This window comes from Urbifossiella limnaea, from assembly GCF_007747215.1.
GTDB classification, from domain to species: Bacteria; Planctomycetota; Planctomycetia; order Gemmatales; family Gemmataceae; genus Urbifossiella; species Urbifossiella limnaea.
Window position 1 is genome coordinate 2539933 of the sequence record NZ_CP036273.1, and the last position, 25933, is coordinate 2565865.

General features: G+C 70.2%; 22 protein-coding genes. 12 read left to right on the top strand and 10 right to left on the bottom strand.

The window, feature by feature from the left end:
* Positions 1–3 precede the first annotated feature (3 nt).
* From ETAA1_RS10110 to ETAA1_RS10120, 3 genes are all read right to left on the bottom strand, one after another.
* A complete protein-coding gene (locus tag ETAA1_RS10110; protein ID WP_145237144.1) occupies positions 4–1281 on the bottom strand; it encodes an ATP-binding protein in 1278 nt (425 codons plus the stop codon).
* A 231-nt stretch (positions 1282–1512) separates the two neighbouring features.
* Positions 1513–2652, bottom strand: coding sequence for a HEAT repeat domain-containing protein (locus tag ETAA1_RS10115; RefSeq protein ID WP_145237146.1), 1140 nt, complete (start codon positions 2650–2652; stop codon positions 1513–1515).
* Between the two features lie 106 nt (positions 2653–2758).
* The gene (locus ETAA1_RS10120) at positions 2759–6451 is read right to left on the bottom strand and encodes a vitamin B12-dependent ribonucleotide reductase (RefSeq protein WP_145237148.1); all 3693 of its coding nucleotides are present in this window, start codon (positions 6449–6451) and stop codon (positions 2759–2761) included.
* Positions 6452–7260: 809 nt separating this feature from the next.
* Between ETAA1_RS10120 and ETAA1_RS10125 the strand changes: the two genes are divergently transcribed.
* The 6 genes from ETAA1_RS10125 to ETAA1_RS10150 all read left to right on the top strand — a co-directional run bounded on the left by ETAA1_RS10125 (position 7261) and on the right by ETAA1_RS10150 (position 11331).
* Positions 7261–8196 carry a UDP-glucuronic acid decarboxylase family protein gene (locus ETAA1_RS10125; RefSeq protein WP_145237150.1) on the top strand — a complete coding sequence of 312 codons (936 nt, stop codon included), beginning with the start codon at positions 7261–7263 and terminating at the stop codon, positions 8194–8196.
* A gap of 40 nt (positions 8197–8236) precedes the next feature.
* A complete protein-coding gene (locus ETAA1_RS10130; RefSeq protein WP_202920808.1) occupies positions 8237–8617 on the top strand; it encodes a YidH family protein in 381 nt (126 codons plus the stop codon).
* An 83-nt stretch (positions 8618–8700) separates the two neighbouring features.
* A complete protein-coding gene (locus ETAA1_RS10135) occupies positions 8701–9375 on the top strand; it encodes an aquaporin (protein WP_145237152.1) in 675 nt (224 codons plus the stop codon).
* 4 nt (positions 9376–9379) lie between these two features.
* Positions 9380–9805: a DUF6428 family protein gene (locus ETAA1_RS10140; protein ID WP_145237155.1), complete on the top strand. Its 426-nt coding sequence runs from the start codon at positions 9380–9382 to the stop codon at positions 9803–9805.
* A 19-nt stretch (positions 9806–9824) separates the two neighbouring features.
* Complete coding sequence (locus tag ETAA1_RS10145; protein WP_145237158.1) at positions 9825–10238, top strand: arsenate reductase ArsC; 414 nt, start codon at positions 9825–9827, stop codon at positions 10236–10238.
* 34 nt (positions 10239–10272) lie between these two features.
* The gene (locus ETAA1_RS10150; RefSeq protein ID WP_145237161.1) at positions 10273–11331 is read left to right on the top strand and encodes an alpha-ketoacid dehydrogenase subunit beta; all 1059 of its coding nucleotides are present in this window, start codon (positions 10273–10275) and stop codon (positions 11329–11331) included.
* On the opposite strand, the gene ETAA1_RS10155 is transcribed toward ETAA1_RS10150, so the two are convergent.
* Positions 11332–11733: an EF-hand domain-containing protein gene (locus tag ETAA1_RS10155; protein ID WP_145237164.1), complete on the bottom strand. Its 402-nt coding sequence runs from the start codon at positions 11731–11733 to the stop codon at positions 11332–11334.
* Between the two features lie 158 nt (positions 11734–11891).
* Here ETAA1_RS10155 and ETAA1_RS10160 point away from each other — a divergent pair, with 158 nt between their 5' ends.
* The 3 genes from ETAA1_RS10160 to ETAA1_RS10170 all read left to right on the top strand — a co-directional run bounded on the left by ETAA1_RS10160 (position 11892) and on the right by ETAA1_RS10170 (position 16378).
* Complete coding sequence (locus ETAA1_RS10160; RefSeq protein WP_145237167.1) at positions 11892–13607, top strand: hypothetical protein; 1716 nt, start codon at positions 11892–11894, stop codon at positions 13605–13607.
* A 5-nt stretch (positions 13608–13612) separates the two neighbouring features.
* Complete coding sequence (locus ETAA1_RS10165) at positions 13613–14989, top strand: DUF1800 domain-containing protein (protein ID WP_145237170.1); 1377 nt, start codon at positions 13613–13615, stop codon at positions 14987–14989.
* A 147-nt stretch (positions 14990–15136) separates the two neighbouring features.
* Positions 15137–16378, top strand: a complete 1242-nt coding sequence (locus tag ETAA1_RS10170) for a DUF1501 domain-containing protein (RefSeq protein ID WP_145237173.1) — start codon at positions 15137–15139, stop codon at positions 16376–16378.
* An 87-nt stretch (positions 16379–16465) separates the two neighbouring features.
* On the opposite strand, the gene ETAA1_RS10175 is transcribed toward ETAA1_RS10170, so the two are convergent.
* Both ETAA1_RS10175 and ETAA1_RS10180 read right to left on the bottom strand, forming a co-directional pair.
* Positions 16466–17026 (bottom strand): hypothetical protein, encoded by a 561-nt coding sequence (locus ETAA1_RS10175; protein WP_145237176.1) that lies wholly within the window; start codon positions 17024–17026, stop codon positions 16466–16468.
* A gap of 26 nt (positions 17027–17052) precedes the next feature.
* On the bottom strand, positions 17053–18117 hold the full coding sequence (locus ETAA1_RS10180; protein WP_145237179.1) for a 3-isopropylmalate dehydrogenase: 1065 nt from the start codon (positions 18115–18117) through the stop codon (positions 17053–17055).
* A 188-nt stretch (positions 18118–18305) separates the two neighbouring features.
* Here ETAA1_RS10180 and ETAA1_RS10185 point away from each other — a divergent pair, with 188 nt between their 5' ends.
* Positions 18306–18947 (top strand): hypothetical protein, encoded by a 642-nt coding sequence (locus ETAA1_RS10185; RefSeq protein ID WP_145237182.1) that lies wholly within the window; start codon positions 18306–18308, stop codon positions 18945–18947.
* A 59-nt stretch (positions 18948–19006) separates the two neighbouring features.
* Here the strand turns inward: ETAA1_RS10185 and ETAA1_RS10190 are convergent, their stop codons facing one another.
* Positions 19007–19768, bottom strand: a complete 762-nt coding sequence (locus tag ETAA1_RS10190) for a hypothetical protein (RefSeq protein WP_145237184.1) — start codon at positions 19766–19768, stop codon at positions 19007–19009.
* 79 nt (positions 19769–19847) lie between these two features.
* Complete coding sequence (locus tag ETAA1_RS10195; protein ID WP_145237187.1) at positions 19848–21743, bottom strand: thiamine pyrophosphate-binding protein; 1896 nt, start codon at positions 21741–21743, stop codon at positions 19848–19850.
* Positions 21744–21854: 111 nt separating this feature from the next.
* On the opposite strand from ETAA1_RS10195, the gene ETAA1_RS10200 reads away from it, so the two are divergent.
* Positions 21855–22478 carry an SCO family protein gene (locus ETAA1_RS10200; protein ID WP_145237190.1) on the top strand — a complete coding sequence of 208 codons (624 nt, stop codon included), beginning with the start codon at positions 21855–21857 and terminating at the stop codon, positions 22476–22478.
* 48 nt (positions 22479–22526) lie between these two features.
* Here the strand turns inward: ETAA1_RS10200 and gnd are convergent, their stop codons facing one another.
* Together gnd and ETAA1_RS10210 are read right to left on the bottom strand one after the other, a co-directional pair.
* Entirely contained in the window at positions 22527–23999 is a 1473-nt protein-coding gene (gene gnd, locus ETAA1_RS10205) for a decarboxylating NADP(+)-dependent phosphogluconate dehydrogenase (protein WP_145237193.1), read from the bottom strand.
* A 73-nt stretch (positions 24000–24072) separates the two neighbouring features.
* The gene (locus ETAA1_RS10210; RefSeq protein ID WP_202920809.1) at positions 24073–25626 is read right to left on the bottom strand and encodes a tetratricopeptide repeat protein; all 1554 of its coding nucleotides are present in this window, start codon (positions 25624–25626) and stop codon (positions 24073–24075) included.
* Between the two features lie 88 nt (positions 25627–25714).
* Between ETAA1_RS10210 and ETAA1_RS10215 the strand changes: the two genes are divergently transcribed.
* Positions 25715–25933: a hypothetical protein gene (locus tag ETAA1_RS10215; protein WP_145237198.1), complete on the top strand. Its 219-nt coding sequence runs from the start codon at positions 25715–25717 to the stop codon at positions 25931–25933.

Here is a 25933-nt window from a genome sequence, read left to right on the forward strand (position 1 = left end):
CGATTAGCCTCGGCTGGTGGCGTGTGGGTGGGGCCGGACGGCGTCGGCGAGCGACGTGGGGTGGGCCGGCGGCGGAGTGGTCGACGCGACGGGGGCACGGTGGGCGGCCAGGGGCAGCACCACGCGGGCCACGGTGCCCGAACCCGGCGGGGGGGCCGGGTCGAGCTGAACGCCCCCGCGGTGGGCGGACAGGATGCGGAACGCCACCGCGAGCCCGAGCCCGCGGTGCCGGACCTTGGTCGTGAAGAACGGCTCGGCGATCAGGCGCCGCCGCACCTCCGGCTTGATGCCGGTCCCGGTGTCGGTGACGACTACGATCACGTGCGGCCCGGCCTCGGCCTTCCCGAGGTAGCCGCGGGCGTCGGCCGCACTGAGGTCGATCGCCCGCGCCGCGACGCGGACCAACCCGCCTTGCGGACACGCCTCGACGGCGTTCTCCAGCAGGTGCCCGAGGGCCGTCTGCAACAGCGCCGCCTCGACGGCGACGGCCGGCAGCCCACTCGGCAGGTCTTTCTCGAACCGCAGGTTCGGGTGCATCAGCGGCCGTAGGCGTGCTTCTTCGCGGCCGAGCGTGGCGACCACCGAGCCGGGGTTCGGCCGGGCGTGACCCGCGCGGCTGAGCGAGTGCAACTGCTGGGTGAACGCGATGCCGCGCTGCCCGACCTTGGCGATCTCGGCGACGAAGCTTTGGGCCTGTGACCCGGCCGGGAGCAGCGGCGCGGCCAGGTCGGAGTAGCCGATGATGCCGGTGAGGATGTTGTCGAAGTCGTGCGCCATCCGCCCGGCGACGACGGCCGCGTCGGCGAGTCGCTGCTCGAGCCGGTCGGCATCTACCACCGGCCCGACGAGCGCGGCCGCGGCGGGCGAGCGCTCCAGCGCCTTGCCGGCGAGGGCGATGTACGCGTGGTCGGCGTCGCTCCACGTCTGCCCCGCGGCGCGCTCGGCCCACAGTACGGCTGGCACGCGGCCGGGGAACTGCACCGGGGCGTAAACGCGGCCCGCGGTGTGGGCAGTGGCGACGAAGGCCGTCGCCTCACCGCCTCGAAGGCGAGTCAGCACCTCGGGTAGTTCCTGCGGCAGTACGGCGTCCGACACGAAGCCGGTGGGGGCGACGCGGACGACGGCGGGGCCGGATTCCGCGGCCCAGACGAACCCGGCGGCGCGCCACCCGCAAGCCCGCACCCAACCGGCGAGGAGGGCGTCGAAGGCGGAGGGCTCAGCGGCGTCCTGCCACCAGCTCGGCAAATATGCCAGGGCGGCGGGAAAGCCGGGCGTGGTCATGGGGTGCGTCTCCGGGCCGTCGCGGCCGCGTCACTTTGGCGTGGGCTGAATCGCCGGTTCAACTGGTATCTAGAACGGCGCCCTGCCAAGTCAACCGAAACGGTCTGTCGGGATGAGAATGGTCGCAACGGTTCTGACGGGGTCGAAGGGGAGGTTCCGACTTCGGATTCCACAGTTCAGAGTTGAGAAAGGGCGTGAAGCCCGCCGCGGCCGGCGGGCTTCACGTGGGCCTCACTTCTTGGCCGGCTCCTTCGGCTCCACCTTCTTCTCGATCCGCCGCACCGCGGCGGCAGCGGCCTGCCGTACCTTCACCTGGGGGTCGCTCTGCCGCGCCCGCAGCGCGCCGGTGATGAGCGCGTCGCCCTTCGCGAGGGGGCCGAGCGCCCCCAATTCCTCGACGGCCGCGAGCCGCACCTCGAACTCCGGGTCGGCCTCCATCACCTTGACCACGTCGGCCGCCCGCGTCTTCAGCCCGTCGGGCCCGAGTACGGCCGCGAACGCCCGTAGCGCGTCCTCGCGCAGCGCCTTGTCCGGGTTCGCCGTCGCCGACTTTAGCAGCGGGTCGGCGGCGGCCTTCGCCGGCGGGCCGAACGAACCGAGCGTCCGCACCGCGCCCGTTCGCGTCTCCGCGTCGGCGTCGGCGGTAGCGCCGGCGAGCATAGCCACGACCGCGTCCGATTTGTCGCCCAGAAGCTTGAGAGATCCGACGACCTCGCGGCGGACCTCGACGTCGGGCTCACGTCCGAACCGGCCTGCGAGCGCGGCTGCGACGAACGACGGGTTGTCCGGCCCGACCCGGCCGAGCGCGAACACGGCCGCCTGCCGCACCGGCTTCTCCTTGTCGTCGAGCAGTGGCAACAGGTCGTCGGCCGAATCCTTCGCGTCCTTGCCGGCGCGGGCGAGTGCCTCCGCGGCCGCAACCTTCGCGGCCGGGTCGGGGTCTTTCAGGACGCCCGACAGCGGCTCGACGGCTTTCTTGGCCACGTCCGGGAAGCGGGATAGTGCGACGGCCAACTCCTTGCGGACGGCCGCTTCTTTCTCCTCCGCGAACGCCGCGGACACCTCCTTGGCGAGCACCGCGGCGGTGTCGGGTGGGAGGCTGCCGAACGTACGCACGCACTGGGCGCGGACGGCCGCGCTGGTGTCCACCTTCATGGATCGCACCAGGTCCGGCAGGGCGTCCTTGTGCTGGTGCTTGAGCCAGAGCGGCCCGAGTGCGGCGGCCGCCTGGGCGCGCTTGCGCGGGCTGGCGTCGTTGCGGAGGATGCTGAACCACTCCGAGGCCTTCTTGCCGTCCACCTCCGGGTCGCCGTCCTGCGCGGCGGCGATCGTGATCGTGAAGGCGACGAGCAGAAGGGCGGCGCGGCGCATGGCGGAACCTCCGGGGCCGGGTGCATGATAAGACGCCCGGCGGCAGGAGGGCAAACGGTTTTGGCGGGAGCGCCCGCGGCCCGACGCGAGCCGGCGGCGCTTCGCGTCAACTACACCCGCTGGTCGCCCCGCAGGTGTCGCACTTCGCGCACGCCCCGCTCCGCACCAGCGTCAGCTGGCCGCACTCGGAGCACGGGTCGCCCTCGTACCCCTTCGCGCGGGCCTGCCGAATCTTCTCCTCGCGCGAGTTCACCGCCGGCGCGTAGGCCGTCACCCGCGGCGGCGGGGCCGCGACCGGCGCCGCGACGACCGCCGGCTTCGCGCTGCCGTTCACGACCGGCGCCGGCGCGGGTGCTGCCCCGGGCCGGGCGTGCGACGACCGCGGCGGCGCGAGCGACGACTTCGGCGACGCGGACTCCGCGGCGCTCACCGTCCGCGTGCTGACGACCTCCTCCGAGTCGAAGTCCGGGTCGTCCCCGTCGTCGTGGAGCGCGTCGGCCCGCAGGTCTTCGGGCAGCACGTGGGCCAGGTCCTTGCGGTCCAGGTACGTGATGGCCAGCTCCCGGAAGATGTAGTCGATGATCGACGTGGACATTTTGATGTACGGGTTCCCCTGCACGATCCCGTTCGGCTCGAAGCGGGTGAACAGGAAGGCGTCCACGTACTCCTCCAGCGGCACGCCGTGCTGCATGCCGAGGCTCACCGCGATGGCGAAGCAGTTCGTCATGCTGCGGAACGCGGCCCCCTCCTTGTGCATGTCGATGAAGATCTCGCCGAGCGTGCCGTCCTCGTACTCGCCGGTGCGGATGTACATCTTGTGGTTGCCGATCCGCGCCTTCTGCGTGTACCCGGCCCGCCGGTCCGGCAGCCGCCGCCGCCGCGCGATGTAGCGGTGGACGATCTTCTCGGTGATCTTCTCCGCCGCCGCCACAGCCGCCGGCTTCGGCGCCTCCGCGACCACGACCGGTTCCGGCTCGGCCGTCACACTCGCCAGCAGCGCCGCCTCGGGCGAGTCGGCAACCGAGTTCAGCGGCTGGCTCAGCTTCGACCCGTCGCGGTACAGGGCGTTGGCCTTCGTCATCAACTGCCAGCTCAGCCAGTACGCCCGCTTCACCTCCTCGACGGTGGCGTCGTTCGGCATGTTGATGGTCTTGGAGATGGCCCCGCTGATGAACGGCTGCGCGGCCGCCATCATGCGGATGTGCGACTCCCACGACAGGAACCGCCGGCCGAGCCTCCCGCACTTGTTGGCGCAGTCGAAGATCGGGTAGTGGTCCGGCTTCAGGTGCGGCGCCCCCTCGATGGTCATCGTGCCGCAGACGAACGTGTTCGCCTCCTCGATCTGCTTGCGCGTGAAGCCGAGGTGCGTCAGCAGGTCGAACCCGGGGGCGTTCGCCACCGCTTCGGGAATCTTCAACACGTCGGTGAAGAGGGCGTCGCCCAGCGTCCAGCGGTTGAAGACGAACGGCAGCTCGAACGCGCCGTGGAGAGTCTCCTCGACCTTCAAAATGATCTCGTCGGTGAACCCCTTCGCCTTGAGGCTCGACGGGTTGATGTGCGGGCAGCCCTGGAGCGTGGCCGCGCCGCGGCAGTGGCGGACGATGTCGTCCACCTGCCACGGGGCGTACCCGAGCTTGACGAGGGCCGGCGGCACCGACTGGTTGATGATCTTGAAGTACCCGCCGCCGGCGAGCTTCTTGAACTTCACCAGCGCGAAGTCCGGTTCGATGCCGGTGGTGTCGCAGTCCATGATGAGGCCGATGGTGCCGGTCGGCGCGACGACCGTGACCTGGGCGTTGCGGAAGCCGTGCCGCTCGCCCAGCTCCAGCATCCGGTCGCTCTCGAAGCGTGCGGCCGCCAACAGGTCCGGCGGGCAGTAGCGGGCGTCGATTCCGACGGGCGTGACGGTGAGCCCTTCGTACTCAGCCGGGGCCGCGTTGTACGCCGCGCGGCGGTGATTGCGGATCACCCGCAGCATCGCGTCCTTGTTCGCCTCGTAGCGGGGGAACGGCCCGACCTCGGCTGCAATCTCGGCGCTGGCGGCGTAGCTGCCGGCGTGCATGATCGCGGTGAGCGCCCCGCACTGCGCCCGGCCCTCGGCCGAGTCGTAGGGGATGCCCTGCACCATGAGCAGCGCGCCGAGGTTGGCGTACCCGAGTCCGAGGGTGCGGAAGTCGAACGACTTCCGCGCCACGCTAACGCTCGGGAACTGTGCCATGTACACGCTGACTTCGAGGATCAGCGTCCAGACGCGGACGGCGTGGCGGTACGCCTCGGTGTCGAACTTGGCGGTCTTGGCGTCGTAGTACGTCAGCAGGTTGAGCGACGCGAGGTTGCACGCCGTGTCGTCGAGGAAGGCGTACTCGGAGCACGGGTTCGTGGCGTTGATGCGGCCGTCGGCGGGGCAGGTGTGCCACTCGTTGAACGTGGTGTCGAACTGCACGCCGGGGTCGGCACAGCTCCACGCCGCGTACGCGATCTGGTCCCACAGTTCGCGGGCCTTCATCGTCTTCTTCGCCCGCGGGGCGCGGCCCTCCTTCGCCGCCTTCTCCAACTCCGTCCGCCAGTACAAGTGCCACGGGCCGTCGGTCTCCACGGCCTTCATGAACTCGTTCGTGATCCGCACCGAGTTGTTACTGTTCTGCCCGGACACCGTGTAGTACGCCTTCGAATTCCAGTCGGTGTCGTACTCCTCGACTTCGAGGTGCGTGAAGCCCTGCTTCGCCAGTTGCATCACGCGGGCGATGTAGTTCTCCGGGATGAGCGCGACGCGGGAGTCGAGGATTGCCTGCTTCAGCGCCGGGTTCTTGGCCGGCTCGAACCGCTCCGCCGCGGTCGGGTGCGTGTGAATGGCCGTGAGCACCGCGTTGAGGTGCTTGTTCATCAGCCGCGACCCGGTGACGAGGTCCGCGACCTTCTGCTCCTCGGTCACCTTCCAGTTGACGAACTCCTCGATGTCCGGGTGGTCCAGGTCGAGGACGACCATCTTGGCCGCGCGCCGCGTCGTCCCGCCGCTCTTAATCGCCCCGGCGGCGCGGTCGCCGATCTTGAGGAAGCTCATCAGGCCCGACGACTTGCCGCCGCCGCTGAGCGGTTCGCCCTCGCCGCGGAGCTTGGAGAAGTTCGAGCCGGTGCCGCTGCCGTACTTGAAGATGCGGGCCTCGCGGACCCACAGGTCCATGATGCCGCCCTCGTTCACCAGGTCGTCGGTGACCTCCTGGATGAAGCAGGCGTGCGGCGCCGGGCGCTCGTAGGCCGAGCCGCTGCGCGTGACCTCGTTCGTGAGCGGGTCGACGAAGTGGTGCCCCTGCGGTGGCCCCTCGATGCCGTAGGCCCAGTGCAGGCCGGTGTTGAACCACTGCGGGCTGTTCGGCGCCGCCATCTGCGTCGCCAGCATGAAGCAGGTTTCGTCGTAGAACGCGCGGGCGTCGCGCGGGCCGCTGAAGTAGCCGCCCTTCCAGCCCCAGTACGCCCAGCAGCCGGCGAGGCGGTGGAACACCTGGCGGCTGTCGGTCTCGCCGCCGAGGGGGGCGTCGCCGTCGGCCGCGGCGCGCTGGAGCCACTGGGGCACCGCGTCCTCGTGGACGCGCACGGTGCGGGCCGGCACGCCGGCGCGGCGGAAGTACTTCTGCGCGAGGATGTCCACCGCCACCTGCGACCACCCGGCCGGGACCATCACGTCCTTCATCTCGAACACCACCGACCCGTTCGGGTTGACGATCTTCGAGGTCCGCGGGGCGAAGGTGATCCCGGCGAACGGGTCCTGGCCTTCGCGGGTGAAGCGACGAGTGATCTGCATCTGCGAATCCGCCTCTGGGTAACCCGACCCGCGGTGTCGCGCGCGGCCGGACTTCATCTTGCCTTCACGCCGGACGTGGGGGATCGTGAGTCGCTGCCCCGGCGCCCGGAAGTTCCCCGCCGGGAGCGCTAATGCCGCGCCAACCGAAACACCCGGTACGACTCACCGGAGTGGAATGGTCAACCGGCACCCGTGGGTGGAACAATGCCGCTCCGTGGCAGGTGCTGCGAGGCTCGGCGTTGGGTTTGAGCGATTTGATCCCGGGTGACGTTGTATGCCGCGCCAGCCGACCGCGGGGTCCGCTGCGCGGAAGCACCCGCAGCGAGCCGACGAGAAACGCGGCAAACGGTAATGAGCTCCTGTTCGGGGATAAGTCGCTCTTTTCATGTTTGATGCCGGAAACCCGCTCCACCCCCACTGTAGCGCCAGGTACCCGACTCTTGACAGGGCTTTTTTCGGTCCCGGCAGGGCCGCGGCAGAAGAATACTCGGCTGCGATTGGGGCCCGCCATCCGTGTTGCGACAGAAGACTCTCAAGCTACCACCAAGGCTGCCCGTGAGGCTGCAAGACCCGACGATCTGCTCACAATTCCCCCCGACGGGTGCGAATGCCGGTGTTGCGGCCTCTGGGCCGTAGTTTCCGTCTCGCTTTGCCACTCGGTGTGGCGAGCGAACACGCCGCGACCGACGGTCGAAATCACAGGTGCGGTCGGAGGCCGTTCCTCGGCAGGTGTCGTTGTCGTATCCTGCCCGGAACGCCCACCCGGTGCGCCGGGTGCGCGTCGTCGCCCGGCGGAACGGAGGCTGCCCATGCGCGTGCTCATCACCGGTGGGGCCGGGTTCATCGGCTCACACCTCTGCGAGCGGTTCCTGGCCGACGGCCACACCGTGGTGGCCGTCGACAACCTGCTCACCGGCCGCCTGGAAAATCTCGACCCGTTCCGCGCCGACCCGCGGTTCCGGTTCGTCGGCCACGACATCTCCGCCCTGCTGAAGGTGAAGGAACCGCTGGACGCGGTTCTCCACTTCGCAAGCCCGGCGAGCCCGGTGGACTACCTGGAACTGCCGATTCAGACGCTCAAGGTGGGCTCGCTCGGCACCCACAACGCCCTCGGCATCGCCAAGGCGCACGGGGCGCGGTTCCTGCTGGCGAGCACTTCCGAGGTGTACGGCGACCCGCTCGAACACCCGCAGACGGAGGCGTACTGGGGGAACGTGAACCCGGTGGGCGTGCGCGGCGTGTACGACGAGGCGAAGCGGTTCGCCGAGTCGATGACGATGGCCTACCACCGCGTCCACGGGCTGAACACGCACATCGTCCGCATTTTCAACACGTACGGCCCGCGGATGCGGCTGAAGGACGGCCGGGTTCTTCCAAACTTCATGGACCAAGCTCTACGCGGCGAACCGCTGACCGTGTACGGTGACGGCTCGCAGACCCGCAGTTTCTGCTACGTGACAGATCTGGTAGAGGGCATCGTCCGGCTGCTGATGACGGACGAGCACGACCCGGTGAACGTCGGTAACCCGGCGGAGATCACCATCCGCCAGTTCGCGGAGGAGATTCTGGCCCTGTGCGGCCGGCCGGGGACGGTCGAGTACCGGCCACTCCCGCAGGACGACCCGAAGGTGCGCCAGCCGGACATCACCCGCGCCCGCCGGTTGTTGGGGTGGGAGCCGAAAGTGGACCGCGGCGAGGGGCTGAGGCGCACCATGGAGTACTTCCGCGGACTCGTCCGGGTGTGACCGGAGGCGTCGAAGAGATCGTTTTCGAGGAGGCACGCCCGTGCCCTCGCCGTCGCCGGTGGACCCGCGTGTGATACTTGCCGCCGAGCGGACCCTCCTCGCGTGGGTTCGGACCGGCCTTGCACTGATGGGGTTCGGGTTCGTCGTGGCCCGGTTCGGCCTGTTCCTGCGCGAGTTGGCCGCGGCCCGCGCCGGACCCGTACCCGATGGCCCCGTCGGATCGATGTGGCTCGGCGTCGGCCTGGTACTGTTCGGCGTTTTCGTGCTCGGGCTGGCCGGGTGGCGGCACTGGCGCTACACGTCCACGCTCCTGAGAGGTGGCGACAACGCCGCGCCCGGTCAGGGGTTCGGGCTCCTGGTGGCGACGGTTCTGGCCGCAGGCGGGCTCGGGCTCGCGGCGTATCTGTTGGGGACACCGTGACTTCAGTGGGGCACGAGTACCCGTCGTACTCGGGTGCTGGAATCGCAGCCGTCGCGCGCCTACGGTAACAGGAGGATTACCCCTTGCTCCCGCTCCGGAAGCGTCTCGCGGCCGAAGCACTCGGCACGTTCGCACTCGTGTTTGCCGGTACCACCGCCGTCGTCGTCAACTCCACCGGGGCGGTGTCGCACGTCGGTGTGGCTCTCACCTTCGGTCTCGTCGTGTTCGCCCTCATCGCAGCACTCGGCGACGTGTCCGGGGCACACCTGAACCCGGCCGTAACCCTCGCGTTCCGCCTCGCCCGCCGCTTCCCGGGCCGCGAAGTGCTGCCGTATATTGCCGCCCAGTGCGCCGGGGCACTCGCGGCGAGCCTCACGGTGCGGCTCCTGTTCCCCGAAGCCATCAGCCTCGGCGGTACGACGCCGTCGGGTTCCGAAACGCAGTCGTGGGCGCTCGAACTGCTGCTCACGGCCGGGCTCATGTTCGTGATTCTGGGTGTCTCCACTGGCGCCAAAGAGAAGGGGATCACGGCCGGGCTGGCGATCGGCGGCGTCGTCGCGCTCGAGGCGCTGTTTGCCGGGCCGGTCAGCGGCGCGTCGATGAACCCGGCCCGGTCACTCGGCCCGGCGCTGGTCGCCGGCCAACTCGGCGGGCTGTGGCTGTACCTGACGGCCCCCGTCGTCGGCGCCGCGCTTGCCGTCCCCGCGTGCCGCTGCGTCCGCGAGCCCGGCTGCTGTTCCGCCCCCGCCCCGGAGTGACGCGATGCTACTGAGCGAGTTCACGACGCTGCTGACCGCCCACCCCGCGGCCGGGCTCCACCTGATGCTCCCCGACGGCGACTTTGTCCCCGCCCACTTCCACGTTACCGAGGTGGGGCGGGTGGCGAAGGACTTCATTGACTGCGGCGGTGAGCGGCGCTCGACCCGCAGTTGCGTCCTTCAGGTGTGGGTGGCCGACGACACCGCCCACCGGCTCCTCGCAGGCAAGCTGGCGCGGATTATCCAGCTCGGCGCGCCGGTGCTCGGCGCGGACGACCTGCCCGTCGAGGTCGAGTACGACGCCGGCGTCATCACCCAGCTGCCGGTGACGGGCGCTGAGGTGACCCCCGCCGGGCTGCTGTTCCACCTCGGTGGGAAGCACACGGCCTGCCTCGCCCCGGACCGCTGCGGCGTGTCCGGGTGTTCCTGACTTTCCCGGAGGGTTCCGCGTGGGCGACGTGAAGCGCGTGCTGTTCGTGTGCGTCGAGAACGCCAACCGAAGCCAGATGGCCGAGGCCTTCGCCCGGATGCTCGGCGGCCCCGCCGTCGAGGCGTACAGTTCCGGCTCGCGGCCGTCGGGGGTCGTGAACCCGAAGGCGATCGCGGCGATGGCTGAGCTGGGGTACGACCTGACGAAGCACGGGTCGAAGTCCCTCACCGAGTTGCCGGACGTGCCGTTCGACTTCGTCGCCACGATGGGCTGCGGCGACGCCTGCCCGCTCGTCCGCGCGGCCGTCCGCGCCGACTGGCAGATCCCCGACCCGAAGCACATGCCGCCGGAAGAATTCCGGGCCGTCCGCGACCTGATCCGCGGCAAGGTGCGCGAGGCGCTCGAGAGCATCGGCGTGGCCGTGACTGCGTAAACTGGAAGGGACGCACCCTCCCCGTGGGCCGCACATGGCGACGCTCGTCCAGGCCGTCCGGATGGCCCTCCACTACGGCGAGACGCACCTCGGCGTCACCGACATCTTCGGCGAGGACGTGGGGCCGCCGCTCGGCGGCGTCTTCACCGCCACGCAGGGGCTGAAGACCGCCTGGAACTCGCCGCTCGACGAGCGCGGCATCCTTGGTACGGCGATGGGCATCGCCTACGCCGGCGGTCGGCCGGTGTGCGAGATTCAGTTCGCCGACTACGCCTTCAACGCCATCGACGTGTTCAAGATCGCCGGTAACCAGCGCTGGGCCGGCGCCGGCGGGTACGACATGCCCATCGTCGTGATGACGCCCAACGGGGCCGGCATCCGCGGCAGCCTGTACCACTCGCACAGCTTCGAGAGCTGGGCCAGCCGGCTCGGCGGGTGGAAGGTGGTCATGCCGTCCAACCCGCTCGACGCCTACGGCCTCGTCACCGCCGCCATTCTCGACCCGAACCCCGTGCTGGTGCTGCTGCCGAAGGCGCTGCTGCGGGTGAAGGGCGACAAACTCCTCCCCGGCGAGCCGGCCGACGCGGAGGAGTTGGCGCGGATGATCGACGCGCCGATCGGCGACCGTTCGGCGTGGAAGCCGCAGTGGCCGGCCCTTCGGGAGTACGTCGTCCCCATCGGCCAGGCCGATCTGATCCGCGAGGGCAGCGCCGGTACAGTGGTGAGCTACGGCCGGCCGCTGCCGCTGTGCGCGCAGGCGGCCGACGAGCTGGCCCTCGAGGCCGGCCACGGCTTCGACGTGATCGACCTGCGGAGCATCTTCCCGTACGACTGGCCGCTGCTCTCGGCGAGCGTCCTGAAGACGGGCCGCTTGCTGATTGTCAACGAAGACACCGAGGTGACGAACTTCGGCGAGCACCTGCTTCGTCGCGTCGTCGACGAGCACTTCTACGACCTGGCGGTGCGGCCGCGGTGCCTCATGGGGAAGCACCTGCCAGGCATCGGGATGAACACGGTGTACGAGTCGAACAGCGTGCCGCAACTCGCGGACATCAAGGGGGCGATGCGCGAGCTGGCGAACGAGCCGGCGTGACTACCGCTTGCCGTTCGGGTAGACGGCCCCGACCACGCCCTTGAACTCGTCCGGCGACAGTTTCTTGTTGCCGTCGGCGTCCAGGCTCTTGAACACGAACGGCAGGTCCGGCGCCTCGGCCTCCTTCCCCTTCTTGCCCCTCGGCGCCGGCTCGACCGACAGGATGCGGCCGAACTCCTCGCCGTCGAGGAACAGGTCCTTGTTGGCGTCGAGCTTATTGAACAAGGCGCCGGTGTTCAGCGGCTCGAACTTGGCCTTGGCCTTGGCCGTCGCCTTCACGGTCGCCTTGGTCTTGGCCGTGGCCTTCGTCTTCGCCTTGTCCTGGGCGTCGAGTGGGTCGGAACCGATCAGCAGAACCGCCGCCAGAGTCGCCCCCCCGGCCACCGTAACTCGCGCGAACATGGTCGTGTCTCCTGACGATGCGGCCCGTGTCTACGGACGTGATACCCGTTGGAACCCCAGACGGTCCGTCGGGTTCCGCCTCCGGGACGGATTTGGTGAAACCCGCCGCAGACCCCCTGGGGTAACTCCTGACGCGCCTCCCTTTCCCGGACCGCCCCATGATCCGCTCGGCCGCTCTCGTTGCGTTACTCGCACTCGCGCCGGCCGCCCGCGCCGACACCCCCGACCCGCTCCGCTTCGTTTCCGCGAAGGCGGGTTTCTTCTTGAAGGTCGAACGCCCCCGGGCCTTGGCCGAGGTTGTCACCGGCCTCGATGCCGTGAGGGCCGCTCCGACGCTCGGCCCCGTTCGCGACGTTCTCGACGGCCCGGTCGTCCGCCGCGGGTTGCAACTACTCGGCTTCGTCGAACGTGAGCTCGGGGCGAAGTGGCCCGAACTACTCGACCAACTCGCCGGTGGTGGGGCGGTCGTGGCCGGCACACTCGGCGAGGGGAATCAACCGGCGCTGCTCGTCGTACAGGGGACGGAAGAGGTCGCGGTCCGGAAGGGGTTCGACCTGTTGATCCGGGCTCTGGACGACGAACTGGCCCGGCAGGGGTCGAAGGAGAAGGTCGGCCGCGGCACGCAGGCCGGGGTCGACACCGCCCGGCTCGGGAAGGATTTTTTCGCCGCCCGCGTCGGGGCCGCGCTGCTGATCTCCAATCGCGCCGAGGTGCTGGCTTCGGCGCTCGCGCAGCCTACGGACAGGGCCGGGTCGCTCGCCGTGAAGCCGAGCGTGGCCGCGGCTCGGGGGGCGCTGCCGGCCGACCCGCTGGCGTGGGTGTGGGTCGATTTCGCCGCCGTCCGCTCTGCGCAGGCCACTCGCGACTTTCTCGACAGCACCCGCAACGACTTCCTCTTCCAGATGGTCTTGGGTGGCACGATGGCGTCGCTGCGGCAGTCCGACTTCGTCGCCGCCGGGCTCCACCGCGAGGGGCGTGGGCTGCGCTTCGCGGTGCGGCTGCCGGGTGGTCGCGGCGGCTTCCCCGACGGGTACGCCCTCCACACGCCGGCCGCCGGCGGCCCCGGCTCGCTGCCGCTGCTCGAGCCGCCGGGCGTGGTGTACAGCCAGAGCTTCTACCTCGACTTCGGCCACGCCTGGGCCAAGCGCGGCGACCTGTTCACCGCCGAGATGGTCGGGCAACTCGACAAGGCGAACGCCGACCTGTCGAAGTTGCTGCCGGGCTCGGCCAAGTTCGGCGAACTCCTGGAGGCGTGGGGGCCGCACCACCGGCTCGTCGTCGTGAACCGGCCGACACAGCCGTACAAGACGACCCCCGGACAGGCGCTGCCGGGGTTCGGCTACGTCGCCTCGGCCCGCGACCCGAGGTTCCTCACGGGAGTCCCCGCGACCATCCGCGCGGCCGGGCTCGTCGCCAGCCTTCAGCTCGGTCTCAAGATGACAGAGACGACGCACGACGGCGTGAAGATCGTCGGCTGGCGGTTCCCCGAGAACAAGGCGCTGGACGGCGACCCGGACGGGCTGAGGTTCAACTTCGAGCCGTGCTTCGCGGTCGTCGGTGACAGCCTCGTCGTGGCCAGTACCGTGGACGTGTGCAAGGCGTTAATTCCCGAAGTGAAGCGGACCGCGACGCTCCCGGGTGGCGCGGCCGTGTGGCGCGGCAAGGGTTACGCCGCCGGCGCGGCCGACGCCCTCGCGGCGGTGCCGGAGCCGTTCATCACCGACGCGGTGCTGCGGAACGGCGTCGGCCTCGCGGACGCGCGGAAGCAGGTGGACGCGCTGACGGCGTGGGTGCGCGGCCTCGGCACCGCCCGCGCCGAACTCGACATCGGCCGCGACGTGTACCGGGCGGACGTGATCTGGGAGCCGAAGTAAACGCCATGCTCGACCCCTACCTCCCCACCGCCGCCGACCCGTGGGACCGCCGCAAGGCCGGTCACCTCCTCCGCCGTACCGGTTTCGGCCCCACACACGCCGAGCTCGACGCGGCTGTCCGCGACGGGTTTGAGGCGACGATGCGGCGCGTCCTCACCGGCCGCCCGGAGTCGGACGACTTAGCACGCACGTCCGACTTCATGGCGAGCGAGCGGAGCTTGCCCGCCGGCGCCCCGCTGCCCCGGCTGACGGCGTGGTGGCTCGACCGGATGCTGAAGACGGCGCACCCGCTCCGCGAGAAGTTGTCACTCTTCTGGCACAACCACTTCGCCACGAGCCACGCCAAGGTCGGCAACGCCCGGTTCATGCTCGGACAGTACCGCTTGATTCACCGCCACGCGCTGGGCAGCTTCCGCGACCTGCTCATCGAGATGGGCATCGACCCGGCCATGATGGTCTGGCTCGACATTACCGAGAGCGTCCGCGGCCGGCCGAACGAGAACTACGCCCGCGAACTGATGGAACTGTTCAGCCTCGGCATCGGGAATTACACGGAGACCGACATCCGCGAGGCGGCGCGGGCGTTCACCGGCTACAAGGTGACCGGCGGCACCGGCGTGTTCACCCCCCGCGAGCACGACCCGACGCCGAAGACGGTGTTCGGCCGCACCGGCGCGTTCCGCGGCGACGACATCGCCCGCATGTGCCTCGACCACCCGGCGTGCGCCCGCTTCGTGGTGCGGAAGCTGTACCGCGCGTTCGTGAGCGAGGCCGAGCCGCCGGCCGCCGAGGTGCTAGACGCACTCGCGACGCAGTTCCGCGACAGCGGGTACGACACCGGCCGCGTGGTGGCGACGATTCTGCGGTCGAAGCTATTCTTCAGCGCGGCAGCGTATCGGCAGCGGATCAAGCCGCCGGTCGAGTTCGCGCTCGGCATCGTCCGCGGGCTCGAAGCGACGGTCGGCACCTTGCCGCTGGCCGAGGCGCTGCCGGGGCTCGGGCAGGTGCCGTTCGCGCCGCCGTCGGTGAAGGGCTGGGACGGCGGCCCCGCCTGGCTGAACGCCCAGACGCTGCTCGCCCGCAACAACCTGGCGCTCGCCCTCACCAGCGCGGAGGATTCGCGCTTCGGTCGTCGCAGCGACCCCGCCGCGTTCCTCGCCCGCCACGGTAAGACGACCGACGTCGAAGTTGTCGATTTCCTCCTCGGCGTGTTCCTCCAGGGCGACGTGCCGGCAGGTTCGCGCGAGCGGTTGCTCGGCTACCTGGAGCAGGCGAAGGGAGTGCGTCACCCCGGCTACTGGTCCGCCGCCGACGCCGCCGGCCACCGCTCACGCGCCGTCACGCACCTGGTACTGACGCTTCCCGAGTTCCAACTGGATTGAAGACGAAGACAGGACCGCCACAAAAAGGCACGAAAAGACACAAAAAGAGAACAAAGACGAAGAACGGGTTGAATCTAGGTTCGGTCTTACTTTTTGTGTCTTTTCGTGCCTTTTTGTGGCCGTCCTGTCTTGAATCGGAGCCCCGCCATGACCGACCGCCGCGAGTTTCTCCGCCGCTCGACGCTGCTCGGGTTCGGCGCCTCCGTCCCCGGCTTCGTCGGCCGCTCGGCGGTGGCCGCGCCGCCGACCGGTACCGCGGGCAGCCGCGACACCGTCCTGGTCGTGGTCCAGCTCACCGGTGGCAACGACGGGCTCAACTCCGTCGTGCCGTACCGCAACGCCGACTACTACCGCCTCCGGCCGACCATCGCCGTGCCGCGCGACCAGCTCAAGCCGATCGGCAACGACCTGGGCTTGCACCCCGGTCTGGACATGCTGGCCCGGCTCTTCAACGACCGCGGCGTCGTCTCGGTCGTGCAGGGCGTCGGCTACCCGAACCCGAGCCAGTCGCACTTCCGGTCGATGGACGTGTGGCACGCCGCCAGCACCGCCGAGACGCTCACCGAGGGCTGGGTCGGCAAGGCACTCAAGGCGAAATCACTGCCCGCGTTCCACCTGACGGCTCCGAACGAGGCCGCACCGCTGGCTCTCGCCGGGGCGCCTGTGCGGGTGCCGTCGGTGGCGTCGCTCGACGACTTCCGCCTGCGGCTGACCGCCTCCGGGGGTGCCGACACCGCCGCCCAGCGCGGCGTGATGACCGGCGCCGCGCAACCCGCGCCGGACGCCCGTACCCCGGGCCTGCTCGACTTTGTGGCGCGGACGCAGCTGAACACGTACAGCAGCAGCGACCGCCTCGCCGCGGTCGGCCGGGAGTACCAGCCGAAGGTGCCGTACCCCGACACGCCGTTCGCCAACCGGCTGAAGCTCGCCGCGCAACTCATCGACGCGGGCGTCGGCGCCCGCATCTTCTACGTGTCGCTGGACGGGTTCGACACGCACGCCGGGCAGGGGGGCGCGGTCGGGGCGCATTCGGCACTGTTGAAGCAGTTCGCGGACGGCGTGTCGTCGTTCTACCGCGACCTGTCCGAGCGCGGGCAGCGCGAGCGAGTGTGCGTGCTAACGTTCAGCGAGTTCGGCCGGCGGGCGCACGAGAACGGCAGCAAGGGGACCGACCACGGGGCCGGCGCCCCGGTGTTCCTGGTCGGCGGCAGGGTGAAGGGCGGCGTGGTCGGCGACCACCCTCGAATTGTGAATTTGCAGGACGGAAACCTGCCGCACGCGACCGACTTCCGCCAGGTGTACGCGGCCGTACTCGACCGCTGGCTCGGCGTCGACAGCAAGGCGATTCTCGGCGAGGGGTTCCCGCCGCTGGACGTGTTTGCGTCGTAGTCGGGCGAGCGGCCCGCGTCAGCGGGCTGTTCCGGAGCGCTCCCGCCCTCCGGAACAGCCCGCTGACGCGGGCCGCTCGCCACGGCTTTACTTCTTGTTCCCCGTCTCCGTCAGCTCCATCTTCATCGTCATCGCCATGCCGGCGACCTGGCTCGACATCTCCATCTTGGCGAGGCCCAGCGGCACGTCGTTGCCGACCCACGTCTTCATGTCCATCGTCACCTCGCCGGCCGGGGTCTTCGTCGTCACCTTCATCTTCACCCACTTCGCGTCGTAGCTCTTGCCGCCGACGGTGACCTTCTCCGTCCCCTCCCCGGACTTCTCGATCTTGGCGTCGCCCTTCGCCCCGCCGCCGGCCAGGGCCGTCGGGTCGAACGCCTTCGTCAGGTCGATCTTCTGCGTCTGCTTGGGGATGTCCATGCCGTTCATCTTGCCGGTGATCTCGAGCGTGACCTCCTTGTCGGACACGGCCTTCACCGTGTTCGTGATCGTCCCCTGGATGTCGATCGCGCCGAACTTCGTGGTCGAGGCGTAGCTGGCGTAGTCGCCGACCTTGGCGTTCTTGTACGGGTTCTGGGCGGCGTCCTGGGCGTGGGCCGCCAGCGGGGCGGCGACCGCGACCAGGGCGGCGAAGAAGCGGAAACGCATGAGCAGTCCTCGGGTACGGAGTCGGATCAGCCGATCGCGGCGACGACGGCGTCGCCCATCTGCGTCGTCGTGGCGGTGCCGCCCAGGTCGGGCGTCTTCACGGCCCCGGCGGCCAGCACCGTCGCCACCGCGGCGCGGACGGCGTCCGCACTCGAGGCGAGGGTCAGGTGGTCGAGCATCAGTGCCGCGCTCAGCACGGCCGCGAGCGGGTTTGCGATCCCCTTGCCGGCGATGTCCGGGGCGCTGCCGTGGACCGGCTCGAACATGCTCGGGAACTTCTTCGTCGGGTTCACGTTCGCCGAGCTGGCCAGGCCGATGCTGCCGGTCACGGCGGCGCTCAGGTCCGTCAGGATGTCGCCGAACAGGTTGCTCGCCACCACCACGTCGAACGCCTCGGGCTTGCGCACGAAGTCCATCGCGCAGGCGTCGACGAGCAGGCTGTTCGACTTCACGTCGGGGTAGTCCTTCCGCACCGCCTCGAAGGCGTGGTCCCACAGGCCCATGCCGTACACCAGGGCGTTCGATTTGGTGATGCTCGTGAGCAGCTTGCGGGGCCGCTTCCGGGCGGCGTCGAACGCCGCGCGCAAAATGCGCTCGCAGCCGCGGCGGGTGAACACGCTGGTCTGAATCGCCACCTCGTCGGCGGTCTGCGGGTAGAGTTGGCCGCCGATAGGGGCGTACTCGCCCTCGGTGTTCTCGCGGTACACCAGCATGTCGATCGCGCCCGGCTTCTTGCCGACGAGCGGGCAGGGCACGCCGGCGAACAGGTACGCCGGCCGCAGATTCACGTACTGGTCGAACTTCCGCCGCATCGGCAGGAGCAGTTCGTGAACGGTGATCTTGTCCGGCACGCTCGGGTCGCCGACGGCGCCGAACAGGATGGCGTCGTGCTCGGCCAGCGTGTCCCACCCGTCGGCGGGGAGCATCCGGCCGGTCTGCTTGTAGAAGGCGGTGGACCAGGGGAGCTTGTTCCAGCTCAGTTCGGCGCGGTCGTGCTTCTTCGCCGCAGCCTCGGCCGCGCGAATGGCCTGGTCGATGACCTCCGGCCCGATGCCGTCGCCGCCGATGACCGCGATCCGGTGCCCCGCCATGGAACCCGCCTTGTGGAAGAGGAACGCTACCGCTACAACCCGCGCCGCCGGGCGCCGCCGGAGGGGCCGCCGCGCGCCCGCGGCCGAATCCGCCCGCCGCGCCTGGACCCTGGACCGCCCGCGGTGAACGATACATCCGGAGGACTGTCGATCCCCTGTGGTGTAGCCGCCCCCGGAGGCGGGTCAAGATGACCGCACGAGCCCCCACCGCCGCCCGCCGCCTCGCGGTCCTTGCCGCGGCGCTGGCGCTCGCGCCCGGCTGCAAGAGCAAGGACGGGAGCACCGCGTCCGGCGACACGCGGCCCGACCCGCTCGTGGCCGGCCCGGGGCGCATCCCGCGGCAGAACATCCCGCTTCCCGAGAAGGGCGGCACCGCGGGTAACCGCCGCGGCGACCCGCTGCTGGGGGCACCGGTAGCGCGGCCCAACGACCGATCCGGCTACACGAACGACCCCGAGCGCTGGAAGGGTGGCCCCTACGTGCCCGGCCCCGGCGGCACCCCTGCGGCGTTGACGAACCGGACGAAGGACGACGGCTTCGGCCTGAAGATGGACGGCCACGGCGGCACGCAGCTGACGCCGACGGGCGGATCGGCCGCCGCGGCGACGAGCGTGCCGAGCGGGGCCGAGTCGCTGTACGCCGAGCTGAAGCGGTACCGCGTGGACCGCGGCGACTACACGGTAACGCGCGAGGGCGGGCGGACGCTGTTCCAGGCGCGGGTACCGCTGCCGGACGGGGGCGTCCGCGGCTACACTGGAGCGGGGCCGACCGAGGCCGACGCGATCCGGCACGCGCTGGAGCAGATGCGGGGCGACCTCGGAGCGCGGTAGCGGAACAGGGTTCGTACGTGAAACCCCACCCGTCGCAACGGGTGGGCTTCGTCATTTGGTTACGGCTTCACGAACAGGCCGGCGTCGAGTGTCTCGGTGAGCGTGACCTCGCTCGCCTCGCCCTCCAGGTAAAGCTTGCTGTCGCGCTTCACGACGAACTTGAACGACTGCTTCGTCCCGTTCACGTCCTTGTAGTTACTCGGGTACGTCTCCTGCGCCACCTCGCGGCCGCTCCCCTCATCGTTCACCGTCTGGTCGTGTCGGACGAGCAGGCCGGTGGTCTTGTCGAAGTAGAGCGTCACGTCGCGACGGCCCTTCGCCGACACCTTGACGCCGAGTGCCGCCTTGTCGTTCACCAGCATCTCGCCGGCCGGGGCCAGGGTGTAGCCCTTGGCGGCGCCGACGAGCGGGGTGAGCGACGCGAGGTAGCCGGCGTGCTGCTCCTGTTGGCCCTGGGCGATCTCGTCCTTGCTCATGTCCTTCGTGTCGTTGCCGAACTTGGCCCACCCCTTGTCCCCGGCCAAGACGTTGACGATGCGGAACTTCTGGCCGCCGGCCTCGATCTCGATGTCGGCTTTGACCTTGTCGTCGGCGTAGGTCATGATCGTGCCGGTCATCGGCACCTTCATCCCCATGCCGTGGAACGTGCCGCTGAACGTGACGGAGCCGCCCTTGAACTTGGCGAGGTTCGCGCCCCCGCCGTGGGCCTTGATCGCCTTGTCGACCAGGGCGCGGGCGTCGGCGGCGTCGTCGCCGCGGGCGGAACTGGTGACCAGCAGAGCGAGCGAGAACGTGAGACCGGCCAGCCGGGTGCGCGTCATCGGGAACCTCGTCGCGTGGAGTTGGGCGAGAGACGCCGGGTGATTCGCCGCGAGACGAGACTTATTGTAGCCGGCCGCGTCAGTCGTTCAGTTCGGGCCGCAGGTTCAGGGTGCGGGCGCTGATGCGCGTCAGGAAGCGGGCCTTCTGCGCCGCCGACAGGTCGTTCGTGTAGCGATCGCGGACGGCCTCCACCCAGCGCACCTTCCGCTCGCCGTAGTCGGTGGCCACGCGCACCAGCACCGGCCGCGGCTCGCACACCGCCGCCCGTAGCTTCGGCTCGAGCTCGGCCTGTGCCAGCACTTCGACGTAGCCGAGCCCGAACGCCTGGGCCAGCGCCCGGTAGTCGATCGCCGCCAGCTGCGTCGCCGTGGTGCGGCGGTACGCCGGCATCTGGAGCATCTGCATGTAGTGGTAGGCGTGGTCGTCCAGGATCACGAACGTGACCGGGAGCCCCTCGCGGGCCGCGGTACTCATCTCGACGGCGGTCATCAGCATGCAGCCGTCGCCGGTGAGCGTGGCGACGCGGCGGCCGTGGTGCACCTTCGCCGCGCCGATCGCCGCGGGGATGCTCCAGCCCATCGCCTGGTTGTCCACCGGGTTGAAGTACGTCCGCGGCCGGCACACCCGGTAGAACTCCGCGGCCAGGTGCTCGGTCACCGACACGTCGGTGAACAGCAGCGCGTCCTCGGGCAGCACGCGGCGCAGGGCGGCGACCACGGCCAGCGGATCGGAGCCGCACCGCGCCGCCGGCACGGAACAGAGCGTGCGGTCGGCGTCCACCTTCAGCCGGCGAATGCGCTCGGTAAGGCGCTGGTCCGGGGCGCGGCGGAGCTGATCGGCGCAAGCCAGCAGGCGGCCGAGGAAGATGCCGGCGTCGGCGTGGACGCACACGTCGGCGCGCACGGCGCGGCCGAGGTTGCAGTGGTTCGCGTCGACGTGGATCAGGTGCCGCGGCTGCGGGTTGCCGTAGTACCCGGTCGAGACCTCCGAGTACTTCACGCCGACGGCCAGCACAGTCGTCACGCCGGTGCGCAGCGGGTGGGCGCGTTCGCCCTCGAACGCCGCTTCCGCCACGGCCGAGGCGTGCGGCCCGTAGCCCCAGCCGACCGCGAGCGGGTGCGCCTCGCTGATGACCCCCTTGCCCGACACGCTCGTCGCCACGGGCGCTTGCAGCAGCTCGGCGACCGCGGCCAGCTCGCCGGGGTAGTCCATGCAGCCGGCGCCGGCATAAATGCCCACACGCTGGCGCGGGTCGCGCAGGATGGCGTGGGCACGGGCGAACGCGGCGTCGTCGAACGGCGGGGCGGGGACGGCCGGCGGCGGGCAGCGGAAGTCGGCCGCCTCGATCAGCAGGTTGTACGGCACCACGACTGCGACCGGGCCGGGCTCGCCGCACACGGCCGTGACGAACGCCTGCCGCACGAGCGCGGGAAGCTGCTCGACCGTGCTGACGGGGTAAACCGCCTTGCAGACCGGCCGCAGGATGTCGGCGTTCGGCAGGGCGTGGACCTGGAACGGCTTGAAGTGCTCGCCGTTCGCCACGTCGCCGACGATCGCTACCACCGGCGACGAGTCGAGCAGCGCCTCACCGAGGCCGGTGAGCGAATTCGTGACGCCGGGACCGGGGACGACGCACATCACACCGGGTCGGCCGGTGGTGCGGCCGTAGGCGTCGGCCATGACCGCGGCGCTGAACTCGTGGGTGACCAGCAGGTACGGCAGGTGCTTCTGCTTGAACGTGTCCCAGAGTTCGTTCCCCTGGGCGCCGGGGATGCCGTACACGCAGCCCGTGCCTTCGAGGAGCAGCGCTTCGGTGAGGGCGGCGGCGCCGGTCATGCGGCCGAAGACCCAGCCCGGGTGACGGGCGGCCTGGACGCGGGTGAGGGGGTTGGCCGTGGTCGCGGATGCGGCGAGGACGCCACCTACGGCCGCGGCGCCTTCGAGCCAGCCCCGTCGGGTGAATCCGCCGGCCATAGATGTCCCTCCGCGCACGTCGGGGCGAATCACGCGGGTTGTATCGGCAGACGGGGCCGGGAGAATTCGGTGAAGATGGGTGAACCCGCGGCCGTCGGCTAAAACAGCGGGATGCGAACCACTCTTGTCTTGCTACTGCTCGTCGCCGCCGGCTGCGGCCCCCGCGGTTCCTCGTCCGCACGTTCGAGCGGCACGTCGGACCTGGACTTCCCGGTCGGCGCGTTCAGCCTCACCGATCGCTCGGGGAGGACAGTCACCGACAAGGACTTACTCGGCAAGGTGTGGGTGGCGTCGTTCGTGTTCACGCGCTGCCTCGGGCCGTGCCCCGCGGTCACCGGCACCGTGAAGGAACTCCAAGCCGACCTGCGCGAGCTGCCGGACGTGCGCTTCGTGACGTTCACGGTGGACCCGAGCCGCGACAACCCGGACGAGCTGGCGAAGTACGCCGCGAAGTACGCGGCCGACCCGGAGCGGTGGCTGTTCCTCACCGGCCCGGAGGCGACGGTTCACGCCCTGATGCGCGACCGCTTCAAGCTCGCCGTCGGCCGCAAAGAAGAGGCGAAGGAGGGCGACGAGTACGACCACAGCACGCGGCTGACGGTGGTCGACAAGAAGGGCGTGATCCGCGCCACGTTCGCGGGGATGCGCGACGACGCCCGGCCGGACGCGAAAGAAGCGTTCGCGGAGAACCTGACGAAGTTGAAGGAGACGGTACGGCGACTTGTGGCGGAGTAACGCCGCTTGCGGCGTTGCACTGAGGCAACGCCGCAAGCGGCGGGTTGGTCACACGTTGTAGGCGTTGCTGGTCGTGTTCCCGCCGCGGCCCGTCCAGTTCGTGTGGAAGAACTGCCCGCGCGGCTTGTCGGTCCGCTCGTAGGTGTGAGCCCCGAAGTAGTCGCGCTGCGCCTGCAGCAGGTTCGCCGGCAGCGCCGCCGTGCGGTAGCCGTCGTAGTAGCTCAGGGCGCTCCCCAGCGCCGGCAGCGGGATGCCGCCCGTCACGCCGGCCGCGATCGCCCGCCGCCAGCCGTGCTGGGCGCGGCCCAGCTCGCCGGCGAAGTACGGGTCGGTCAGCAGATTCACCAGCTTCGGGTTCTTGTCGAACGCTTCCTTGATCTTGCCCAGGAAGGCGCTGCGGATGATGCAGCCGCCGCGCCACATCAGGGCGATGCCGCCGTTGTTCAGCGTCCACCCGCTGGCTTTCGCCTGGGCCGCCATCAGCGCGTATCCCTGGGCGTAGCTCACCACCTTGCTCGCGTACAACGCCATCTCCACGTCCGCGATGAACTGCGTCTTGTCGGCCACCTTCGCCACCTTCGGCCCGGCCAGCAGTGGGGCGGCGGCGACGCGCTCGTCCTTCTGCGCCGACAGGCAGCGGGCGAACACGGCCTCGGCGATCAGCGTCAGCGGCACGCCGTGCTCGGTGGCCGCGTCCACCGTCCACTTCCCGGTCCCCTTCTGGCCGGCCTTGTCGAGAATCAGGTCCACCATGTCCTTTCCCGTCTCCGGGTCCTTGTACCCGAAGATCTCGGCGGTGATCTCGACGAGGTAGCTGTCGAGCACCCCCTTGTTCCACTTCGTGAACGTCTGCTGGACCTCGGCGTTGGACAGGCCGCCGACGTCGCGGAGGAGCTGGTAGCTCTCGCAGATCATCTGCATGTCGCCGTACTCGATGCCGTTGTGGACCATCTTCACGAAGTGCCCCGACCCCTCCGGCCCGACCCAGTCGCAGCACGCCGCCTCGGTGCCGTCGGTGTCCTTCACCTTGGCGGCGATGGCCTGGAAGATCGGCTTGATCTCGGGCCACGCCGTTTCGTCGCCGCCGGGCATGATGCTCGGCCCCTTCAGCGCCCCCTCCTCGCCGCCGCTGACGCCACTGCCGACGTAGCGAATACCCTTCGCGGCGAGCTCTTTCATGCGGCGGGTGGTGTCGGGGAAGTGGGTGTTGCCGCCGTCGATGAGGATGTCACCCTTCTCCAGGAACGGGGCGACGGAGGCGATGGTGTCGTCCACGGCCTGACCGGCCTTGACCAGCATGACGATCTTGCGCGGCCGCTTAATGCTGGCGACGAACTCCGGCGGCGTCTTGCCGCCGACGAACTTCTTCCCCTTGCCGCGGCCGTTGACGAACTCGTCCACCTTGGCGGCGGTGCGGTTGTACACGGCGACGGTGTACCCGCGGGACTCCATGTTGAGCACGAGGTTCTCGCCCATGACGGCGAGACCGACGAGGCCGATGTCGGCGGTGGGGGTGGCCATGGGCTTCCCTGGGGGACGGTGGATGGGGTCGGGTCGGGGGCCATTCTAGGAAGCGCCCCGGGGTCCGCCACGGTCACGCCCCGGCGACGGGTTCGCCCTCGGTGTCGCGGTGGGGTCGGCCGGCGGTGTAGGTGTCACGGCGAGTCGCATAGTCCGGCCGTTGCTCCGACGGTGCCAACTCCATCGCCTGTTCCTGCCGACGGACCGCCTCGGCGAAGTCGCCAGCTTCGGCCAGCGCCGCGGCCAGCGTGTCCACGTAGCTCGCCACGCGGAAGCCGGTCAGCTCGCACGCCCGGGTCGCGTCCGTCACGGCCGCTGGGCCGTCGCGCAACCCATCGACGGGGCACGTCGCGCGCAGCCACGCCAACACGTTCAGGGTCGCCGGGTCGTCGGCGTTCCGCTCCTTCGCCATCAGATGGTCGGACAGTGCCCCCGAGTGGTCGCCGAGCTGCGCCCGGACCGCGCCGCGCAGGTTCAGCGGTCCCACGCCCACCTCGTCGCGCTCGACCGCGGCGGTGGCGTCGAGGAGGGCGCCGGTCAGGTCGCCCGACCGGCGTCGCGCCACGGCGCGGGCCACGTACCCACGCGGACTATCGGGCGTCAGTCGGATCGCGGTCGTGAAGTCGGCCTCCGCGGCGTCGCGGTCACCGCGCTCGTGGTGGAGGTAGCCGCGCTGCACGAAAACGGCCGGGTCGTCGGGGGCCAGCTCGGCGGCGCGGTTGAAGTCGGCGAGCGCGCCGTCCGTGTCGCGGAGGCGGACGCGCGACAGCCCGCGGTTGAACACCGGGGCCACGTCGTCCGGGTCGAGCTTCACCGACTCGCCGAAGTCGGCCGCGGCCGCCGCGTAGTCGCCTAGCTCGGAGTGGGCCACGCCGCGGAGGTTGAACGCCGCCGCGTTGTGCGGGTCGAGGCGGAGTACCCACGTGAAGTCGTTGACCGCCTTGGGGTGCTCGCCGCGAGCCGACCACAGCCGGCCGCGGTGCCAGTAGGCGTCGGGGCCGGTCGGGTTCAGCCGCAGCGCCGTCGCCAGGTCCGCGAGCGCCTCGTCGCCGCGGCCGAGGTCGTTTAGCGACAGCGCGCGGTAGACGTACGCGCGGGCGTGGTGCGGGTTCAGCGCCAGTGCGGCGTCGTAGTCGGCCACCGCGTCGGCGTGGCGGCTGAGCGACGACAAGGCGTTCCCCCGGTTGAACAGCGCCCGGAAGGTCTGCGGTGCGAGCGCCAGCGCGGCGTCGAAGTCCGCGAGTGCCGCCTCGTACTCGCGGAGTCGGCTGCGGGCCGCGCCGCGGCCGTTGAGCGGGTCGGGGTCGTCGGGGGCGAGCTCGGCAGCGCGGGTGTAGTCGGCGACGGCATCGGCCAGGTCGCCGGCGTCGGCGCGGGCGGTGGCGCGGTTGTGGAACGCGGCCGCGAAGTCGGGTCGTAGGTCGATGGCCCGCGTGAAGTCGGCAACGGCCGCGGCCGGGTCGCCGGCGGCGGCGTGGGCGTTACCGCGGAGGAACAGGAGTTCGGGGTCCGTCGGGTCGAGGTCGATTGCCCCGGAGAACACGTCGGCCGCCTTCTCGTACTCGCCGCGGCGGACGTAGGTCTGGCCGCGGCGGACAAGGGTCGGCAGGTCGGGCACGAAGCTCATGCCCCGATTATACCGCGATGAGCACGGATGAAGCGGCACCCGGGTTGCAAGCTCGCAGCGGTCGATTTTGTCCCTGTGGAGGAACCCTATGAACCGGGTCATCGTGTTCGCGTCCGTCTGCTCCCTGACCGTTGGCGGCTTGCTCGGATGCGGCGCCGGCTCCGGCTCGCCGACGACCCGCTCCGTCACCCCGACCGAGAAGCGCCACGACGTGCAGGTCGAGCTGCCCGGCGCGAAAGTGAAAGTGCGAAGCGAAGATGACGGCCGGGTAAAGTTGGACGTGCAGACGAAGGGCACGGGGCGTTGA